Source organism: Staphylococcus lloydii (assembly GCF_015775975.1).
Classification (GTDB): domain Bacteria; phylum Bacillota; class Bacilli; order Staphylococcales; family Staphylococcaceae; genus Staphylococcus; species Staphylococcus lloydii.
The window spans coordinates 52,151-71,698 of the sequence record NZ_CP064056.1 but is presented as its reverse complement, the minus strand read 5'-3'; the positions used below and the strand labels follow the sequence as shown (position 1 = coordinate 71,698).

The window sequence follows — 19,548 nt, the reverse complement described above, 5'->3', positions numbered from 1 at the left end:
GTATTTGACATTTTCGATTCTATCTATTATTATGATTTTAATCAATTAAAAGTGGAGGAAATAACTATGCATTATGATAAAAAAATGATTAATCGTATTAATAGAATACAAGGGCAACTCAATGGCGTTATTAAAATGATGGAAGAAGAAAAAGATTGTAAAGATGTCATTACTCAAATCAGTGCATCAAAAAGTTCAATCCAACGTTTGATGGGAATTATCGTTAGTGAAAATTTAATAGAATGTGTAAAAGCAGCAGAGGATAATGGTGAAAATTCAGAAGAATTGATTAATGAAGCCGTTAACTTATTGGTAAAAAGTAAATAATGGATATTTCAACTGTTATTATGATGTTACTTATTGGAGTGTTCGGAGGCTTTATTTCGGGTCTAGTAGGTATCGGTGGTGCTATCATTATTTATCCAGCTATTTTATTATTACCGCCACTATTTGGTGTTCCTCCATACAGTGCATACATCGCTTCAGGACTTACTTCCAGTCAAGTCTTTTTCAGTACTTTAAGTGGGTCATTAAAAGCGCGAAAAAAAACAGAATTCTCCCCGCCATTAGTTATTTATATGAGTGGAGGTATGATTACAGGGAGCATGTTAGGCGCATTCCTAGCAAATTTATTTAATGCTGCATTTGTAAATACGATATATATTATCATTGCTTTACTCGCATTAATTTTAATGTTTATTAAAGTCGAATCTCGTTCAGGCGAACCTGCTTTTAATAAACCTTTACTAGTTATTATAGGTCTTTTCGTTGGTATTATTTCGGGTATAGTTGGAGCAGGCGGCGCTTTTATTATTATTCCTATATTGCTAGTTTTATTCAAATTACCAATGAATATGGTAGTTGCTAATAGTATAGTAATTGCTTTTATATCTTCAATTGGCGCCTTTATCATTAAACTTATACAAGGTTACATTCCTTTAGAAGACGCGTTATTTTTAATAATAGGAAGTATTATCTTTGCTCCCTTAGGTTTAAAATTAAGTAAAAAGATCCCTAACTTCATACAAAAATGGATTATAAGTATTTTAATCATTGTTGCAATTATTCAACTTATCTTTTAATCAATGAAATTTGTCAGGCAACTCCTGATATTTATAATTATACACACCAAAAATTAAGTATTAGTATCAAAAAATAGCATTCAATAACTATGGATATCGTAAAGGGATTAGAAAAGAGAAACATAAAATCAATAATAAAGAATTCGATTATTCAAAAGACCTTTGTGACATTGTATCAAAAAAACAAAAAGCCTATCATTATCTATTTAAATCTTAGTGATAAAGTACAAGAATTAAATCGCTTTACAAGTGTCATGTTTATTATCTTTATATTATTTAACCTAAACTGAAAATCCACCCAATTAATCTTTAAATTGGGTGGATTTTCAGGATTATTTATTATATGGCTCTGCGTATTGGCTAATGATGCGGTTTTTAATTATATAATTTCAATTAATAAGGCAATGAACAATTTTTTGATAAATGTTATTCTTCTAAAATTCTTTTTAATTTACACACTAAAAATATTCTCCTTAACAATAATAAGTTTTTTAAATTATTGATTAAGGAGAATATTTTTTATATCTATTTATTTCTCAATTTAGAATTAGATTTTTAGCGTGCTTCCAATTCATTTCCTGTCATCCATTTATGATTTTTAATGATTTTACCATTATCTTTGGATTTGTAATCAACCACGTAAACAGTAGTCTTTTTCACGTTATCTATATTGGCTGTAGCACCTTTCATACCAGACATATGACTTGCTTCTAATTTAACAGTATCGCCCTTACTAAATCCATCTTTAGGTGCATCTTTGATCTCTTCGTTTACAACCCATTTATGATTGTTTACTTTTTTATTTCCATTTGTGGGTTTATAACTTACAACATAGGCATATGTTTTATACGCACCTTTTACAGTAGCTTCTGCACCTTTCATACCTGGCATATGCCCTGCTGTAATCGTTACTTTATCTCCCGCTTTAAATTCACCTTCATTAGTCGATTTCATATCTTCAGGAACTTTAATTTCATCATTATGCTTCATATGGGTCTCACTTTTTTGATCTTTAGTATTTTTATCTTTTTCATCATTATTGGAGCAAGCTGATAATATTAGTAATGATCCTAATATCATAAAAAATAATTTTTTAATCATAATAAAACTCCTATCTTTTATTTTAATTTTAATGTAAAGGCATTAATTGCAACAATAACCGTACTTAGTGACATTAAAATAGCACCTATTGCAGGTGATAAAATCAAGCCGATAAATGCTAAAATACCAGCTGCTAAAGGTACAGCAACAATATTATAACCTGCACCCCACCACAAGTTTTGCACCATTTTTCTCATAGTATTATTTGAAAGGATCAAGAAATGAATAATATCTGATGGATTACTTTTAACAAGTATGATATCACCTGAATCCACTGCAACATCTGTGCCTGCACCAATTGCTATACCAATATCGGCTCTTATAAGACTCGGCGCATCGTTGATACCGTCTCCGACCATCATGACTTTATTACCGTCACTTTGATAATCTTTTATAATGCTTTCCTTATCTTCTGGCATGAGTTGTGCGTGGACATCACTAATACCTAATTCTTTTGCGACAGCGTGTGCCACTTCATTATTGTCACCTGTAAGCATGACTGGTGTAATATTTCTTGATAGTAAATCAGCTACCATTTGTTTTGAGCTTTCTTTAATTTGATCTCCTTGAGCAATCATGCCAATGACTTGTTGTTCATCAATTAAATAGCTGATTGAATTGCCTTGTTGTGCTAATTTTATAAATAAGTCATTGTCATAATTAAGCTCATGTTTATCAAGATAAGAAACATTTGTTATTTTATATGTTTTATTATCAATTAGACCTTCTAATCCGACACCTGGAATGTTATTGACATTTTGTGGATTAGCAGATGAAACATTTTTACTTTTTGCAAAATCAACAATACTTATAGCTAATGGATGGTTAGACTGACTTTCTAATGAGGCGAAAAGGCTTATTATAGTATCGTTGCTTAATCCTTCTTTAAAACTTTCATAATGATTCACAGAAAAGTTACCCTCAGTTAAAGTACCGGTTTTGTCCATCATTACATAATCGATATGTTGAGCCATTTCTACAGACTCTCTATTTTTAATAATTAAACCATTGTGGGCAGCTATAGAAGTAGAACGTGCAGTAACTAAAGGTATTGCCAGGCCTAAAGCATGTGGACAAGCAATGACTAATACAGTTACGAGACGTTCGAGTGCAAAATCAACATCTTTTTGAATGAGCATCCAGACGATAAACGAAATTACGCCGACACTTACAGCAAAGTAGAATAAATAACCCGCCACTTTATCAGATAACAATTCAGCACTAGATTTATCATTTTGTGCTTGATTAACAAGTCTCATAACTTGAGAAAGATATCCATCTTCTCCAACAGCTGTAACCTTGACTTGTATTGTTCCAGATCCATTAATAGAACCCCCAATAACGTTGTCATTTTGATTTTTTTGTACTTTTTTTGATTCTCCAGTGACTAGGGATTCATCTATGGATGTTTGTCCTTGAACAATAATACCATCTGTTGGAATGCTTTCTCCGGCTTTTACTTCGACGACATCATCAGTCATGATCTCTGATATTTTAACTTCTTCGCGTTGACCATTGTCCATAACTTTAATAGCACTATTAGGTAAAAGTTCTGCCATTTTCTTTAAGGCATCTCCAGCATTTCCGACAGCATTCATTTCTATCCAATGTCCTAATAACATAATTAAAATTAAGGTAGCTAATTCCCAAAAAAAGTCCATTGTATGACCAGTTGCACTACTAAAGTTATTCATATAAAAAGCATACAAGCTATAAATATAAGCTACCGAAATGCCTAGGGCAACTAAGGTCATCATGCCTGGTTTTTTTGCAGCAATTTCATCTTTACCACCAGACAAGAACGGTTTACCACCATAAAAGAATAAAATTGTACCTAATATTAACACTACCCATTCAGAACCTGGAAATGTGAATTGAAAAGGTAATTTAACGCCCATCATTGGCGATAAAAAAATGATAGGTATTGCAAAAATTAATGAAACAAAAAACTTAGCTTTAAAATTCCCATGATGATGTGCATGGCCACTATGTTGATTATGTGATTCATGGTTATCATGATGCATTTGATTGGAATGATTCATGTGATTTTGATGCTTAAGCTCTTCACCATTATTCTTCAAATTAACTCCTCCTATTTATGAAAATATTATATTAGCTATACTTATACTATAACACATACCCCTTAGGGGTATAAATGTTTTCGATTTATCTACTTTTATGGATTTATATAATTCCGAAACTTATGTCTACACGTCCTACATTAGACCTTGTCATCGATATTTAAAACAATGTTTTAATTAAAAGATCTAATCTTAACTATCGCATGACAATACACTCTGACCAAGGTTATCATTACCAAAACAAGTCATATATTAATATTCTTAAAGAAAATAACGCATTTCAGAGTATGTCTAGAAAAGCAAATTGTCTAGATAATTATTTAAAGAAGCCAGTAAATGAATTTATAATAAACTCATTTACTGGCCATTTTTCTAGTATTTATGCTCAGTCTCTTCAAACTATATTAATCCTTTTTTGATTCTCAAATTCTACGCCACAATAGCTGTATTTTATTAAAGATACTATATATTCAATCAATTTCAAAGTGAGTTACATACAACCTATTTTTTAGTTTTATTTGTGATATGTCTCTGCTTATCAGTGATTTTGCTAAAATTTTTATATCGCTTAAAAAATAGGCAAGTTAGTATTTAAATAACTCGCCTATATGTTTGCAGAAATATCATTTAATTCAAAAATTATGTTATTTAAATTCTAAACTAATATTAAATGATAGGTTTCTGTTTACAATAGATTTATCAGCACCTTGCTTGGTTCCTCTATTTTTATGGGATGCTTTATATTCCTGAGACTCTTGCCAATGTTTGTAAGCTGCTTCGTCTTGCCAAAACGTAATGATAACATGATGTTCATGTGTACTATGTGGCTTTAGAAATAATAGATTTTCAAACCCTTCAGTATTCTCTAGATGTTTATCTCTATTTAAGAACACACGCTCGAAGTCTGCCTCTAAACCAGGATTAGCATATAAATGGTTTAAAACTGCATAACCATATTGTGGCAAATCATTAATTTGTTCTAATATAGTATAGTGATATGTCACATTAAATCTATTAATAGTTACCTCATTATTATTTTTGTCTAAATAAATACGATGTATTTCATTTTTCAACAAATGAATCACTCCTTTTTATTGGATGATATGTCAAAATTGCTTAAATTTATCCATAACATAATCTCTACTATTTTTATGATTCACGATAGTCTGTGGATAATCTTTTCCAATTTCAATATGATAAATTTCTTGTAACTTGTCTTTATATTTAGTTGGATCATGAATGTATTTACTGCTCACATCATTAAATATTTCTAGCTGTGTTTTAATAAAATACCCTTGCGCATCAAAACGCTCACTTTGACGTATAGGATTAAACATTCTGAAATAAGGCACTGCATCTGTTCCAGTTGATGCTGACCACTGCCATCCATGTACATTAGATGCATTATCATAATCTATCAAATACTGTCTAAAGTACTCCTCCCCCCAAGTCCAATCAATAAATAAATTTTTCGTTAAAAATTGTGATACGACCATTCGTAAGCGATTATGCATATATCCTGTACGATTCAGCTTCTTCATTGCAGCATCAACGATTGGGTAACCAGTTTGACCTTTTTTCCATACTTCAAAATGTGTTTTATTATACGACCATTGCATGTTTCGATATTTTTCAGAAAAGGATTTAGTTGCCGTTTCTGAATACTGTGTCATTAACACATAATAAAATTCACGGAATAGAACCTCTCTTATAAAAGCTTCAAAATTTTTTTCATCGCTCTCATAATCTTCAAGTAAATCATTTATAATTTCACGAATATCGAGTAGTCCATATGCTAAATATTTACCTAATCCACTAACAAAATCCTGCGACACATCGTCAGTCAATTTATCATAATGAGCTATGTCACCATTTAAAAAATCATCCCAAGCTTTACGCGCTAACTTTTCTATATCTTTATTATTTTCAAATTTTAAGTCACTTTGATTTGAACCCTTTTCCGCAATTTGAGACAACTGCTTAAATTGATAACTTTTTTTAGGGGTGTGTACTAAGTCCTGACGATTTGCTTTATAAAAACTAGTAAATACTTTATAAGGCTGTTGCTGTTTATTAAAAGTCTTTGTTGGCACAAAATAATGATTCACGCGCTGTCCAATTACTGTAACTTGGTGATTTTCAAAAGCCTTTTTTACATGAGGATAGTCATATATTTCTTTGTGATAACTCATAATATCTTTTGCTACTAATACGTGAGATAACGCCAATGTTTCTGCTAATTCACCTAGCTTTTCGTATGTGACAATATAAGGTTGTATATCATGCTTATCTAAAGCATTTACAAATCCTTTTACAACTTTATAGTAATAGTTACGTTTTACTTCTGATGCGTCAGTTAAATCTTCTAAAGGTAAGATAAAATACAATTTATTTATCTCATTTTGATACTTCACTATATATTGAAAAAGTGGATTATCTTTCGTTCTAAAAACTCTGTTAAGTATGACTCCTAAATGCATTTTATTGCCTCCCAGCTTGTTTCATACAAATTCACTTTATAATTGTCCTTTAACTTAAGATTGTGTTTTCAATCATATACCCGTTTTAACTTTTGTATAATTCACTAAAAAATAAAATAAATTTTAATACCTTACATATTATAGGCAACTTCAGGGTATATTATTATCAGAGGTGATTAAATTATGAATAACAAACAATTACAAAATGAAATTGAAAATATATTAAATACATCAAAAATAGGTGTCCTATCTACTGCACATAACAATACACCTAATAGTAGATACATGGTATTTTATAATGATGGACACACACTTTATACTAAGACAAGCATTGAGTCTAAAAAAATTGCTGAATTTAAAGATAATCCCAAAGCTCACGTACTTATAGGTTACGATGAAACGAATAATCGTAGTTTTCTAGAAATTGATGCTAATGTTGAAATACTGAAAGATCAAGAGACTATTGATTGGATTTGGAACAAACAAGATAAGTCCTTTTTTGACTCTAAGGATGATCCAAACTTGTGTGTAATTAAAGTAATACCAAAATCCATAAAAATTATGAACGATAAAAAATTAGACGCACCACAAACCATTACGTTCGATTAGTTAAAAAGGCGAGCCTAGGACATAAATAGATGTCTCAGGCTCGTTTTCAATTTGGCAGTAGGTGACTGAATTGAAAATGCGATTATATCAAGCTTTTTTCAATCCTAGTCACCCTTGCCGGGGTGGGACTACGAAATCTATATTAGAAAATTTGATTTCTGTCCCACTCCCGTTTTTATATACCATTATTAATATCTTCTAACATAGCATCAACTGTAATTTTAGCACTCGTCAGTACAATTGGCACTCCTGCCCCTGGATGAACACTAGCTCCAGCAAAATACAAATTTTTGTAATCTCTGCTCACATTCGGCGGTCTGTAATAGTTACTTTGCGCTAAAGTAGGCATTAAACCAAAGGCTGCTCCAAATTTAGCATTATAATCTCCTTCAAAATCCTTAGGCGTATAAATAATTTCTGTCACAACTTGCTTTTTCAAATCTTTTAACGCTTTAATCGTAGAAAGCTTATTGTAAATAATATCTTTCACTTGTATGATTGTTGACTCATCAGACCAATCCGTATCACCTGTTTTCAATTCTGAAACGGGCATCAGCACATAAATACCTGTTTGACCTTCTGGCGCTAACGACTGATCTTCCACACTAGGAGCGTATACATATATTGATGGATCTTGGGATATTTCCCCGGAAAATATTTCATTGATATTATTATCAAAATCCTTTGAAAATATAACATTATGTAACAAGATATCTTCAGATAAATCTTTATCAACCCCTATGTACATTAAAAAGGCTGAGCAAGAATAGTCCATGTTATCAATTTTCTGTGTCGTATACTTCTTAGGATGATGTTCATTTTTAATTAAAGATGAAGTAGCATATGGAAAATCAGCAGTACAAATTATTTTGTCATACTTTTCTATATGTCCGTTTACTTTTAGTCCCTCCGCACGCTTATACCTACTATCAATGATAATTTCTTCAACGTTTGCGTTGGTATAAATTTGAGTACCTAATTCTTCATTTAGCGTTTGAAGCGCTCTGACAAAGCTATACATACCACCTTTTATAAAGTGAACACCAAACATTAACTCTATCATGGGTATAATTGAATACAATGACGGGCTTCGTTTAGGGTCGATACCTATATATAATGTTTGAAACGCTAAAATCTTTTGGATTTTTTCATTATCAACATATTTTTCAATTAAATTATCTGCTTTATCAAATGTTTTGAGTTTCATACCCTGATATATAGTAAAAGGATTATAAAAATCCGTAGGTTTTCTAAACGTACGTTCTAGAAAATATTTTCGTGCTATTTCGTATCTTTCGTATATATCTGTTAAAAAGGACATAAAACCATATGTAGAGTTAGGTTCAATACCTTCAAGCATATTTCTTAATTGAGCAAGATCTGTAGGAACGCGAATTTGATCTGTTTCACTAAAATAAACATCATATATATGTGATAATTGTTTAATTTCCAAGTAATCATTCATATTTTTTTGAGCGTAATTAAAAACGTCTCGATAAATCTCAGGCATCATTACGATGCTTGGTCCCATATCAAATGTAAATCCATCTTGCTTGATCTGATTCATTCTGCCACCTATTTGTTGGTTCTTTTCATATAAATCTACTTGGTGACCGTTTGCTGCTAATCTTGAAGCTGCAGCTAAACCTGAAACACCGCCGCCTATAACTGCAATCTTCATAATGTTTCACTCCTATTATATTTCGCACTAAGTTCACGATAAATTTTCATTTTTTTCAATTTGCTTACATATACTTTCTTATGCAACGTATAGTTTGCCTTCCTTACTTCCACAAGTATTTCATGATAAGCTATCGCAGCTAATTCGATAATGTAACGTACCTCTTCGTCAAAATAATTAATACCGTTTAATGCAATATCATATAACCTAACTGCCTCTGTAGCGTAACTTTCCCACAGTTCTATATAATTTGGCGTAACTCCTTCATAATATATAGAATGTAGATTAACTCGATATTGAGCTAATTTTTCTACACTTAGATAAATTCTTCCATTTTGAAAATCTTCGCCGACATCTCTTAAAATATTAGTTATTTGCATTGCCTTGCCTAAAGCAATCGCAGCTTCTTCAGCTTGCTCGAAATTATTTTCATTTGATGAAGTTAATATAGGAGTTAACAATTCACCGACAGTACCTGCCACACCATAGCAATACTCATATAAATCTGAATCAGTTTTCATTTCTTTTAAAACTAAATCTTCCTTCACATATTGAATTAAAGATTCAAAAGGTTTTTTAGGTATTGAATATGTATTCAATGTATTACTTAAAGCATTCATAATAGCTGCATCACTTTGATACGCTTGAATATAATCACAATCGCTATAAATCACATCTAAATCTCTAGCTATGCCGTTTAATTGCTCAAGGTCTTTGTATTTATCAATACTGTCATCTATAATTCTGCAAACTGCATAAATAGCCCAAATTGCTTTTTTCCTTTTTAAATCCAAAAAATCAAAGGCATATGAGAACGTTTTTGAATGTTCTTTCATTATATTGTGACAATGGTTATAATCTCTCTCTAATTGATTCATTTATTGGCCTCCTCAGTAAGCCTAGAACTTCTTGACATTTGTATAAAAAACTAAGCTATAAATCTATTCTACGGCCTTTCCAATATATACGTTTGAATACATTGATATCTAACCATGATTTAAAAAATATCACGACAAAGCATATGAAGAGCAGTGGATGACACAAACTCGCAACGATATTAAAATTTCCTGTTCTTCGAATAAATATATGAAATTGTATCGCATATATAAAATATAGAGTAATAGCTAATAATATATATAACGAGCCTAAATTAATTGAAAAAATTATCGCTAAAACTGTTGTAAGTGAACCAAATAGCCATAAAAATACAAACGTAAGCGTAGACTTTTTAGTTACTTGAGAGCCAAGTGCAAAGTGTTTACTCCAACCCTCTAGTAGCGCTTTATATCCTTGAGAATACATTCTAAAATTCACTACGCCTTGGCCTTCATGCAAACTAACTGGCAAACCTTGCTGATTATATGCTTTATTTATTGCAAAGCCTTCAATGATTTGATTTTTAGCTTTCAAATGTCCTTGTGTCAATTTATAATCTTGCTTATTTGTCACAAGGACTGGTCCAAACGCGCCTTGCTCATTATTTGCTGATTTCGTGATTGAAAATTGATTCATACCTACGATTGTCATTAAATTAAAAATCGCCGATATATTTTCATAGAGCTTTTTTATCTTGTGATAAGGTTGTATTGACAACAAACCTTTACCACCTTGTAAATCATATTGATTGGCTATATTTTGAATACTATCATCACAAGCAAACTGAACATCAGCATCAACAAACATTAATAAATCATGCGTTGCATATTTGTTACCTTGCCAACAAGCATGTGACTTACCTTGCCATGTAGTATCATTTTCAACAGTATATACGCTCGCACCATAATATCTAGCGACAACTTGTGTCTCATCAGTTGAACCATCATCCATAACAATTACTTCTATTTCTTGCTCTTTACTTATACTGTTAAGTAATTTAGGTAAGTTCTCCGCTTCATTTCTAGCAGGTACAATAATACTGACGGCTGTCTGACCTCTTCCTTTTCCGGAGTTATTTATAATCGCTCGACGCGCATACATACACATTCCACTTATTAGTGATAGTATCGTCAATACTATTGCTATTATATAAAGTATCATTCAGCCTCAACTACTTTCTCCATTAATAATAGCTTCTGCTACTTGCATACCACTCAAAGTAACCATAGGCATACCAGCGCCAGGATTTACAGAACCACCTACAAAGTACAAATTTTTGAAGTACTGACTTTTTTTAGGAAATTTAAAACCTTTATTTTTCTTCTTATTGGATACTACACCATATATAGCTCCTTTATTAGAATTGTATGTATTTTCTATATCATGTGGTGTCCATACGTCTTCATATACAATGTGCTTTCTCAAATCTTTCAAGCCCATGGACTCTAATTTATCCAATATACGTTCTTGGAATTGCAGATATTCTGCTTCACTAAATGACTTACTCTGAATGTACGGTATGTGTGGCAATATTTTTATATTCTCGTGTCCCTCTGGCGCCTGTGTCTTATCTGTTTTATTTGTATTCACTACATAAATAGTCGGATCTTCAGGCAAAACATACTGGTGAAAAACTTGATCATAATTAACTTTAGAATTACTTGAAAAGAAAAAGTTATGATGTTGAAGCTCTGGATAACTTTTGTCCACACCAAGATGCATGACATAACCTGAACTAGCTGGCTCAAATTTACGTTCCAATTTGTTTATTTGGTTTGCATCAAAATTCAATAAATACTTATAAACAGGGATTACTTCCATATTAGATATAATGTAATCTGCATATATTTCCTTATTACTTTCTATTGTTATCCCTGTCACCTTATTTTGACTATTATAATTGATACGTTTTACAGGGGTGTTAAAATGTATGCCCACACCTAATTTTCTCGCTAATTGTTCCATCGCTTCCGCTAACTTATGAATGCCACCATCTACGTACCACAAACCTTCCTCATGTTGCATTTGAGGTAATAAACTCAATACAGCCGGAGCATCATAAGATGAGGAGCCGACATATTTTATGAAATAACCTAGCATTTCTCTTAAATATGGGTTATCTACCCTTTTATTAATGGCTTGTTGCATTGTATGAAAATAGTCGAATTGTTTTAAAGCTGAAAATGGACCATGATAACGAATGATTGCATACATCGTATCTAACCCCTTATCAAAGTAGCTTTTTTCAGCAACTTGATGTATCTTTTGTGCGTAACTAAAAAACGAAGAAAGTTGCTCTATATCCTTATTTGTTAACGATTCATTATTTGTTAACATATCTTCCATGGATTCATATAAATCTAAAATTTGACCATCTGGATAAACGTTTCTAATCTGTAAACTTAACTTACGAATGCTAACATAATCTTCTAGCCTTTCATCACATCGTTGAAATAGGCGTTGAAATACTTTAGGCATGGTTAAAATTGATGGACCGAGATCAAATCCATAGTCATCTATGTCTAACCTATTTACCTTTCCACCGATATGCTTATTTTGTTCATATAAATCCACTTGATAGCCTGCTTGAGCCATACAAATTGCACTGGCAATCCCTCCCAAGCCACCTCCTATGACAACCACTTTCTTATTTCCCATTTAATCACCTTTTCTTTTTTGTAATTTATTATAAATACGTATTAACTTAGGGCGATTATAGCGCTGAACAATCATACAAGGCACATTAGCTATAATGACATATATAAAATTAATTATTTTAACGCTTTTTGACGCTTTAAAAAACGCAATAACAGGAAATATGGATAGCAGATGAACCACCTCTGCACGTCTAGTTTCTAATATAAATCGCTGTATATCATTCATATTTTTAGATAAATCGAAAGTCGCTTTACTACTGATATTAGGGTTAAGATTTTGACCGTCTGGCAAATAATCTTTCCAATATTGCACTTTAACTAATTGTTGCCATAATTGACCCTCTTGTTCAATATTCCAACTTCGAAAATACTTATTATCTTTTTCTAAGAACTTATAACTAATACGAGTACCAAGTTGAGCAATAATCATTTGAACTATAAACCAATATAGCGCAATATATATAATCTTTTTTATCAATTTAATGCTCAGATTTCGCTGTATAGCTTGGGTTATCTTTATTTAAATACCAATTACCAGCTGTTAAATAAGTAGCAAAAGCGCTCCAAAGCATATATGGAACTAGTAAAATGCCAGCAACTTTTTTTACATTGAAAAATTTTACAGTTGTTGTAACTACTGCGCCCAGTAATACAACACTCTCTATCAACGCACTAAAGCGTAATTTATATTTGAAGTATAATATCGACCATAGATAATTCAGGCTTAATTGTGAGTAATAAGCACCTTTCAAAGCCTTACTAGTAGATTTATTAGTCACTAATGCATAAGCTACGCCCATCGTTGTATAAAGTATTGGCCACACAATTGGAAAGACATAGCCGGGTGGTGAAAAAGGTGGTTTAACATTATTTTTATAATCTTTTCTCGCGTTTTTCACTGCAAATTTCCCTATAAATTTACCACCTGTAATTGGTGTTATAACTTTTATAATTTTTTTAATTATCCCGTTTGCTTTCATAGTTGATCCCCTCTTTTTTTGAAAAAGTAACTAGCTATTATATCTAATAGCTATAGTTCGGCATTAGACATGTTATTTTTTCTAGCTAAATACTTTTTCAATCCATATACTTTCAAAACAATTGCACCTGTAATAACAATTGGCAAAATAAACTTCTTCATATTAAAGTATTCTCCTTTATTAGTTTTTTGGCTATTAATCTTGAATTTAAAAAGATTCATTACACTTTTATGAACTTTTGCTTGGGTATACTTATATACCCACCAAGGTAACGTCGGTTCATATTCTTGTAACGCTATGATACATGCGTCACTATTAGGTAATCTTCTAAACTCTAATCTCGCATTACCACCATCTGAATCTAAAGCGAAATCTCCACCAACAATTCGATATAAAATTCTCTCGTTATTAGAAGCTTTAAAATCTTTACTTAATAATAATAAGTCCTTATTTAAACACGGCACACTAATCGTAAAGTTATCTTCGTTAAAATCACTATTAACGACATTTAATGTAATTCTATTTAAAAAATTTGCATATGATTCTGCCAATTGAATCATATTTACATCTTTAGGTAAGACTACCCTTGATATTGCTCTAACATCTTTAATATCGCCCTTACGTGATGACTTCCCTTTCTTTTGTGTCTTAGTTTCTTCTTCCAAGGCATTACGCACACTTTCCTTATAATCAATCTTGCCTATAGAAATGTCCTTCACAATATTTTCATCATTTCTAATCATATCATGAATTAAGCTATCCATTAACGGATAGACCATTTCTTTTGGAACACCTGAAATAAGTTTCACCCAATATTTACTTAGCCAAATGGGAATAATAGGCAAATCTATCGTAGGTAATCGTTTATCTAGTACCTCTGCAGTTTGCTTGAATAGATCTTTATAAGTCATATGACTAGGTCCACCAATATCTATCGATTCGTTCTCATTTGGATTACGCTCTACAATTTTATATAAACCGTCAATCACGTCGTCTATTGCAACTGGCAATGTTGTATTATAAGCCCATTTTGGCAGTAACAGGCCAGGTAATCTATCCACTAATTTTTTTAATATAGGGTAAGAACTTCCTTTAGAGCCTATAATCAAACCCGCTCTTAAAGTACTTACTGGTACACCATATGATCCTAAAATCTGTTCGCACTCTAAACGGCTTCTTAAATGTGGTGATAATTCACTTGTATTAGGTATCAAACCACTCATAAATACAATATGCTGAACTTTGTTATAACTTGCGGCTTTAGCAAAATTATCAGCTAATAATGCATCCATATCTTCAAAGCTCGCCTGCGTCAACTTAGCTGAAGGCATCATAGAATGGACAAGATATATAGCGATATCAATATCCTCCATTACCTCAGTGATTTCATTTAAATCAAACAAGTCAGCTGCCTTCCAAGTAACATTGTGTTCATTTGATTTATTTTCTATATTTCTAGAAATAGCTATAATTTCATAGTTATCTTTTAATTTATTCATTAAGTGACTACCGATATATCCCGAAGCGCCTGTTAATAATATTTTTTTCATATATTTAGCCTCCAAATAGAAAAAGATGAGCAGGTAAACTTTACCTCAGCTCATCTTTAACTTAACGAGCTCACTTGCTCATTATCTTAATTGACAAGAGCTCCAAGTCTCTTATTTAAAATTATACCCTTCTTAAAGCTTTTCAATCTTTATTTATAATAATTAATCAATAAATTTATCAAACCACAAGAATTTGACTAAAAAAGGAATAATCTTACTTGCTTTAATGATGTCACTAGTATAAAAAATTCTTTATCTTTTCCTGTATAATCTGGAATTAGTACCATATTTGCTTTGGTACTATATAATCACTTTCGATTTAATATATATCTTGATATTATTGAAAAGTATTTGAGCAATTTAAGTTTATTTTTACAATGTATCTACTACAACTTTATATTTTAAAAGTCATCATTTCCAATTTTATACATATATTCTTTGGCTCAGGCTGATGTAGATGTATACTTTGCTTCACCGTAATGATTCAATAATTATTTTTGCTCACTGACTTACCGTCTAATAAAAAGAAAACACCATTCGTTTTATGATTAGAAACCCCGTAATATGTTGGATCGTGTAAATCTTTATAATTTTTAGCTAATGCATTTTTAGTAATCTTGTGATTATTAATCTTGAAGTTATCAGCTTTTTGAGATGTTTTAAAATTCTTATCTAGAATAAAATTACTTTGATTTGCTGTATAACCACTGTAACTATAATAAGGTTTCACAGATTCTTGCGCATGTGCTTGAGTGATATTAAATAATTCGGGCGTTACGAAAAAGCCCAAAACTAAACTACTAGCTAAAATAAAGTTAGAAACTTTTTTCATAAAAACCCTCCCCTCATATTTGTCTTACAGGTCACGTTATTACATTAATGTTACAATGTTGCGATAGCATCACATGATAAAATACATTTTTTATTTCTTCTTACACTCATACAAGCAAATTAACTTATGCTTTTCTTAATTTAGAAGCTTATCACTATAGAAAAATTGAAAAGTAAATGTCTGATATGAGCTTATTTAAACAAAGAGCACATAAGCGTTGTCAAGAGAATCATTTGATATACGTCGATTTTAAGTGTAAATATTAAAAAATCGCCTGGAACAAAAGTAATGTTCCAGGCGTGGCTATGATAAGTCTTATAATAGTTTCGCAAGTGCGACCATGACAAATTGTGATGGTAAACGAATGACATGCTGCTTAACACTATCTGTTTCATCTCTTTCATCTTTATAAGAGATGTTCTTACGTGCAGCGTAAATATTTGCAGGAAATACGAGCCAAAGGAATCCTTGTACTACTTTTCTTACGCGTGATCTATTTTTAGCACCGAGTACATAAAAAGCAATTGTAAATTCTAATATGCCCGAATACTTAACTATTGCGTGTTTGAAAGGTAAATAGGACGGCACGATTTTTAAAAACATATCTTTATTTTTAAAGTGTGCAACACCACTTTTATAAAACAGTAAACTAAATATGAGTCTTACGATGATATTTTTCATAGTCTTCTGCTATTCTTCAGCGACTTTGACAACTTGTTTACCAAAATTCTCTCCTGTGAATAACTTTCTAAATGCAGAAGGTAAATTATCAAAACCTTCATCTATCGTCACTTCAAATTTAATTTTACCTTCAGACACCCATTGTGCGAGTTGTTCGCTTGCTTCTTTAAAATGATCAGCGAATTGTGCTACTACAAAACCTTGCATCAATGCTTGATTTTTAATCAACGTTCCTTGGATACGTGGTCCAATATCGTCTTTTTCATTATTATATGCTGAAATTGCACCACATACCGGAACGCGTGCAAATCGATTTAAGTGTTTAAACACTTCATCAGAAATTGCGCCGCCTACATTTTCAAAATACACATCAATACCATCTGGTACAGCCGCTTCGAGTTGTTGTGCGAAATCATCTTGTTTATAGTCAATGGCCGCATCAAATCCTAATTCATCTGTTAAATATGTTGTTTTCTGCTTACCACCAGCAATACCGACAACTTTTGCGCCTTTAATCTTAGCAATTTGTCCTACGACAGAGCCTACTGCACCTGATGCAGCTGACACGACAACCGTCTCGCCAGATTGTGGTTGACCAATTTGAAGCAATCCTGTATAGGCCGTCATTCCCGGCATGCCTAAAACACTCAAATATAAATGTAATGGTACATCTTTTGATGGCACAGGGGTCACATCGTCTCCATTCACTGTATTTATCTTTTTCCATGGTAATATGCCTGTGACATAATCGCCGACAGATAGACGTTCATCGTTCGATTGTGTGACTTTTCCAACAATATGACCTTGTAATGGCTCATTCACTTGGAAAGGTTGAACATAACTTTTTGTATCATTCATTCTGCCTCTCATGTAAGGATCTACAGATACATAAATGGATTCTACTTGAACCTCACCTGCATGTGGTTCTCGAGTTTCTATTGTTTCAAATCTAAATACATCGTCTTGAGGGATACTTTGTGGTCGTTTTGCAAGTACAACTTGTTGATTATTCATTTATTATTCCTCCAGATATTTAGTCGTAGCGTCTGATAATGACAAATCACCATTGATGATTTGGAATTCGTGACCTTTTAATGCTTCATCAGTTAACACAGAAACAAGCACTTCTGCTACATCTTCTCTTGTAATAGACGGATTTTGTACATTTTCAAATTGCGCACTCATATTGAATTGTTGCGTTTCATGATCGTTAGTTAATGCGCCTGGATGCACGATGGTATATTTTAAATTTGAATGTCTTAAGTAGTCATCCGCATAATGTTTTGCAATGGTATATGGTTTCAAGTCGCCTGACGCATCAAACGCTTCTCGACGTGAGTCGTACGTTGATACCATAACAAAGTGTTGACGACCGACGTGTTCACTTGCTTTAATTGCTTTCACTGCACCGTCTAAATCTACTATGATTGTTTGATCGTCACCTGTGCTTCCACCAGAACCGACGGAAAAAAGGATTTGATCATACGGTTTAAATAATTCTATTAATTCATCAATAGATTGTTTTGCAACATCAATGTAAGTTGCATCAATACCATCTGCTTTTAAAACTTCAACTTGTTCTTCTTTTCTAACACCGGCAGTAAAATCAACATCTCGTGCTTTCAGTTTACGTATAAGATGTTGACCGACGCCACCATTAGCGCCAATAATTAATGATTTCATGTGTATCGCTCCTTTATGAAATTATTGATTAGCTAAGATTTTTAAAGCACGTTCAGCAACAGCATGTCCTGATTGAGGATTTTGACCAGTCACAATGCGACCATCTACGACTGCGAAATTGCTCCAGTCATCCTCTTTTTTAAAATGTGCACCGTTACTAATAAATTCGTCTTCTAATAAATATGGCATGTATTCAGTTGTACCATTTGCTTGTTCTTCACTATTTGTAAAACCAGTCACGTCTTTATGACGAACGAGGTAATCGCCATTTTCTTTAATATCGAGTAGACCAGCCGCACCATGACATACAGAAGAGAGAACGCCTTGATTATTGTAAATACTTAACGCAATGTCGTTAAGTTCTTTGTTATTTCTAAAATCCCAAATCGCACCATGTCCACCTGCAAAGTAAATGGCTTGATAGTCGCTAGGATTAACCTCTTTTGGAGATAATGTTTGTCCAAATTTATTCATATAATCATGATCCGTGTAGTATTCCCAGTCCTCAGCTCCCATCATTTCAGGGCTAAGACTGATAGGATCAAGAGGCACATATCCACCGTTCGGACTTACGAAATCAACATCATAACCTGCGTCATAGAAATCTTTCGCAAAGTGCGTAACCTCTGAGAACCACGCACCCGTAGGTCTGTCTAAATTATCGTATTTCGCAATGTTTGTTACAACAATTAAAGCTTTTTTCATTGTATTTCCTCCTCATTCATGTTTATATAGAGTACAATATCAGTTAAACCTTGGTTTAAGAGAAAGGATATGCTTACATGAAACAATATTACATTGAATATGTCTCAGATTATTGCAATATACCTAAAAGCAAACTGCGTTATTACGAGAAAAAGAATATCTTGAAACACATCGACAGAGATAGCAATAACAAGCGTTTATACACAGACGACGATATCGAAATGATTAAATTTATCCAGTGCCTAAGCAATTTGAATATGCCATTAAAAGAAATCCGAAAAAACACAGATATGCTTTATCAAAACCAAATAGATGTCCCAAGCGTGTTACGCGCACACCTAAAATTCTTGAATGAACAACGGAATTTGATCAGTACACATATCGACTTAATTGAACAAAAATTACAAACTGCCATGACCGAGTGACGAGGGAAAAGGGGTGTGTGAATTAAAAGAACGATAAGAAGAGTGTGGAGGGATAGTGAATGAATAAGCATAAAGAAATTGTAGATTTTAAAGGTTGAGTGCGTAGATAAAGGCGATAGGTGAAT

19 protein-coding genes and 1 pseudogene are annotated in these 19,548 nt (G+C 32.3%); 4 read left to right on the top strand and 16 right to left on the bottom strand.

Translation table 11 applies throughout. The features are described from left to right. Positions 1-66: 66 nt before the first annotated feature. Both cstR and ISP08_RS00355 read left to right on the top strand, forming a co-directional pair. Positions 67-327, top strand: a complete 261-nt coding sequence (gene cstR / locus ISP08_RS00360; RefSeq protein WP_031869238.1) for a persulfide-sensing transcriptional repressor CstR — start codon at positions 67-69, stop codon at positions 325-327. Then, positions 327-1,082: a sulfite exporter TauE/SafE family protein gene (locus tag ISP08_RS00355; protein WP_196931182.1), complete on the top strand. Its 756-nt coding sequence runs from the start codon at positions 327-329 to the stop codon at positions 1,080-1,082. Before cstR ends, ISP08_RS00355 begins: the two co-directional genes overlap by 1 nt. Positions 1,083-1,637: 555 nt before the next feature. On the opposite strand, the gene ISP08_RS00350 is transcribed toward ISP08_RS00355, so the two are convergent. From ISP08_RS00350 to ISP08_RS00335, 4 genes are all read right to left on the bottom strand, one after another. After that, entirely contained in the window at positions 1,638-2,183 is a 546-nt protein-coding gene (locus ISP08_RS00350) for a YdhK family protein (RefSeq protein ID WP_046207812.1), read from the bottom strand. Positions 2,184-2,200: 17 nt separating this feature from the next. After that, positions 2,201-4,264 carry a heavy metal translocating P-type ATPase gene (locus tag ISP08_RS00345; protein ID WP_196931181.1) on the bottom strand — a complete coding sequence of 688 codons (2,064 nt, stop codon included), beginning with the start codon at positions 4,262-4,264 and terminating at the stop codon, positions 2,201-2,203. A 644-nt stretch (positions 4,265-4,908) separates the two neighbouring features. After that, positions 4,909-5,337, bottom strand: coding sequence for an antibiotic biosynthesis monooxygenase family protein (locus ISP08_RS00340; RefSeq protein ID WP_231740047.1), 429 nt, complete (start codon positions 5,335-5,337; stop codon positions 4,909-4,911). A gap of 33 nt (positions 5,338-5,370) precedes the next feature. Next, positions 5,371-6,744 (bottom strand): cryptochrome/photolyase family protein, encoded by a 1,374-nt coding sequence (locus ISP08_RS00335; protein ID WP_196931180.1) that lies wholly within the window; start codon positions 6,742-6,744, stop codon positions 5,371-5,373. A gap of 183 nt (positions 6,745-6,927) precedes the next feature. Between ISP08_RS00335 and ISP08_RS00330 the strand changes: the two genes are divergently transcribed. Beyond that, positions 6,928-7,353, top strand: a complete 426-nt coding sequence (locus ISP08_RS00330; RefSeq protein ID WP_041080228.1) for a pyridoxamine 5'-phosphate oxidase family protein — start codon at positions 6,928-6,930, stop codon at positions 7,351-7,353. A gap of 175 nt (positions 7,354-7,528) precedes the next feature. Here the strand turns inward: ISP08_RS00330 and ISP08_RS00325 are convergent, their stop codons facing one another. The 12 genes and pseudogenes from ISP08_RS00325 to ISP08_RS00270 form a co-directional block, all read right to left on the bottom strand. After that, the gene (locus ISP08_RS00325; protein WP_046207809.1) at positions 7,529-9,034 is read right to left on the bottom strand and encodes a phytoene desaturase family protein; all 1,506 of its coding nucleotides are present in this window, start codon (positions 9,032-9,034) and stop codon (positions 7,529-7,531) included. After that, a complete protein-coding gene (locus ISP08_RS00320) occupies positions 9,031-9,912 on the bottom strand; it encodes a phytoene/squalene synthase family protein (RefSeq protein WP_002510647.1) in 882 nt (293 codons plus the stop codon). Before ISP08_RS00320 ends, ISP08_RS00325 begins: the two co-directional genes overlap by 4 nt. 55 nt (positions 9,913-9,967) lie before the next feature. Then, positions 9,968-11,011 (bottom strand): glycosyltransferase family 2 protein, encoded by a 1,044-nt coding sequence (locus ISP08_RS00315; protein WP_231740046.1) that lies wholly within the window; start codon positions 11,009-11,011, stop codon positions 9,968-9,970. 66 nt (positions 11,012-11,077) lie between these two features. Continuing rightward, positions 11,078-12,568, bottom strand: a complete 1,491-nt coding sequence (locus tag ISP08_RS00310; protein WP_046207807.1) for a phytoene desaturase family protein — start codon at positions 12,566-12,568, stop codon at positions 11,078-11,080. After that, positions 12,569-13,042 carry a glycosyl-4,4'-diaponeurosporenoate acyltransferase CrtO family protein gene (locus tag ISP08_RS00305; RefSeq protein WP_046207820.1) on the bottom strand — a complete coding sequence of 158 codons (474 nt, stop codon included), beginning with the start codon at positions 13,040-13,042 and terminating at the stop codon, positions 12,569-12,571. Positions 13,043-13,046: 4 nt separating this feature from the next. Further along, the gene (locus ISP08_RS00300; protein WP_196931178.1) at positions 13,047-13,547 is read right to left on the bottom strand and encodes a TspO/MBR family protein; all 501 of its coding nucleotides are present in this window, start codon (positions 13,545-13,547) and stop codon (positions 13,047-13,049) included. A 50-nt stretch (positions 13,548-13,597) separates the two neighbouring features. After that, entirely contained in the window at positions 13,598-15,097 is a 1,500-nt protein-coding gene (locus tag ISP08_RS00295) for an NAD-dependent epimerase/dehydratase family protein (protein WP_002483583.1), read from the bottom strand. A 446-nt stretch (positions 15,098-15,543) separates the two neighbouring features. Beyond that, positions 15,544-15,929 (bottom strand): annotated as a pseudogene (isaB, locus tag ISP08_RS00290) (immunodominant staphylococcal antigen IsaB family protein); the annotation flags it as partial. Positions 15,930-16,244: 315 nt separating this feature from the next. Continuing rightward, positions 16,245-16,610 carry a DoxX family protein gene (locus ISP08_RS00285; RefSeq protein WP_196931177.1) on the bottom strand — a complete coding sequence of 122 codons (366 nt, stop codon included), beginning with the start codon at positions 16,608-16,610 and terminating at the stop codon, positions 16,245-16,247. 9 nt (positions 16,611-16,619) lie between these two features. Further along, complete coding sequence (locus ISP08_RS00280) at positions 16,620-17,624, bottom strand: NADP-dependent oxidoreductase (protein WP_002483586.1); 1,005 nt, start codon at positions 17,622-17,624, stop codon at positions 16,620-16,622. A 3-nt stretch (positions 17,625-17,627) separates the two neighbouring features. Beyond that, entirely contained in the window at positions 17,628-18,293 is a 666-nt protein-coding gene (locus ISP08_RS00275) for an SDR family oxidoreductase (RefSeq protein ID WP_046207804.1), read from the bottom strand. 21 nt (positions 18,294-18,314) lie between these two features. Continuing rightward, entirely contained in the window at positions 18,315-18,998 is a 684-nt protein-coding gene (locus tag ISP08_RS00270) for a type 1 glutamine amidotransferase domain-containing protein (protein ID WP_046207803.1), read from the bottom strand. Positions 18,999-19,075: 77 nt separating this feature from the next. On the opposite strand from ISP08_RS00270, the gene ISP08_RS00265 reads away from it, so the two are divergent. Next, entirely contained in the window at positions 19,076-19,423 is a 348-nt protein-coding gene (locus tag ISP08_RS00265; RefSeq protein ID WP_046207802.1) for a MerR family transcriptional regulator, read from the top strand. Positions 19,424-19,548: the final 125 nt, after the last annotated feature.

Excerpts from the sequence above, each read along its gene's own strand:
- ISP08_RS00320 (WP_002510647.1), bottom strand. The coding sequence starts at position 9,912 with ATGAATCAATTAGAGAGAGATTATAACCATTGTCACAATATAATGAAA.
- ISP08_RS00335 (WP_196931180.1), bottom strand. The coding sequence starts at position 6,744 with ATGCATTTAGGAGTCATACTTAACAGAGTTTTTAGAACGAAAGATAAT.
- ISP08_RS00295 (WP_002483583.1), bottom strand. The coding sequence starts at position 15,097 with ATGAAAAAAATATTATTAACAGGCGCTTCGGGATATATCGGTAGTCAC.
- ISP08_RS00265 (WP_046207802.1), top strand. The coding sequence starts at position 19,076 with ATGAAACAATATTACATTGAATATGTCTCAGATTATTGCAATATACCT.
- ISP08_RS00325 (WP_046207809.1), bottom strand. The coding sequence starts at position 9,034 with ATGAAGATTGCAGTTATAGGCGGCGGTGTTTCAGGTTTAGCTGCAGCT.
- ISP08_RS00315 (WP_231740046.1), bottom strand. The coding sequence starts at position 11,011 with ATGTATGCGCGTCGAGCGATTATAAATAACTCCGGAAAAGGAAGAGGT.
- ISP08_RS00355 (WP_196931182.1), top strand. The coding sequence starts at position 327 with ATGGATATTTCAACTGTTATTATGATGTTACTTATTGGAGTGTTCGGA.
- ISP08_RS00350 (WP_046207812.1), bottom strand. The coding sequence starts at position 2,183 with ATGATTAAAAAATTATTTTTTATGATATTAGGATCATTACTAATATTA.
- ISP08_RS00330 (WP_041080228.1), top strand. The coding sequence starts at position 6,928 with ATGAATAACAAACAATTACAAAATGAAATTGAAAATATATTAAATACA.
- ISP08_RS00300 (WP_196931178.1), bottom strand. The coding sequence starts at position 13,547 with ATGAAAGCAAACGGGATAATTAAAAAAATTATAAAAGTTATAACACCA.
- ISP08_RS00275 (WP_046207804.1), bottom strand. The coding sequence starts at position 18,293 with ATGAAATCATTAATTATTGGCGCTAATGGTGGCGTCGGTCAACATCTT.
- ISP08_RS00310 (WP_046207807.1), bottom strand. The coding sequence starts at position 12,568 with ATGGGAAATAAGAAAGTGGTTGTCATAGGAGGTGGCTTGGGAGGGATT.
- ISP08_RS00285 (WP_196931177.1), bottom strand. The coding sequence starts at position 16,610 with ATGAAAAATATCATCGTAAGACTCATATTTAGTTTACTGTTTTATAAA.
- ISP08_RS00280 (WP_002483586.1), bottom strand. The coding sequence starts at position 17,624 with ATGAATAATCAACAAGTTGTACTTGCAAAACGACCACAAAGTATCCCT.
- cstR (WP_031869238.1), top strand. The coding sequence starts at position 67 with ATGCATTATGATAAAAAAATGATTAATCGTATTAATAGAATACAAGGG.
- ISP08_RS00270 (WP_046207803.1), bottom strand. The coding sequence starts at position 18,998 with ATGAAAAAAGCTTTAATTGTTGTAACAAACATTGCGAAATACGATAAT.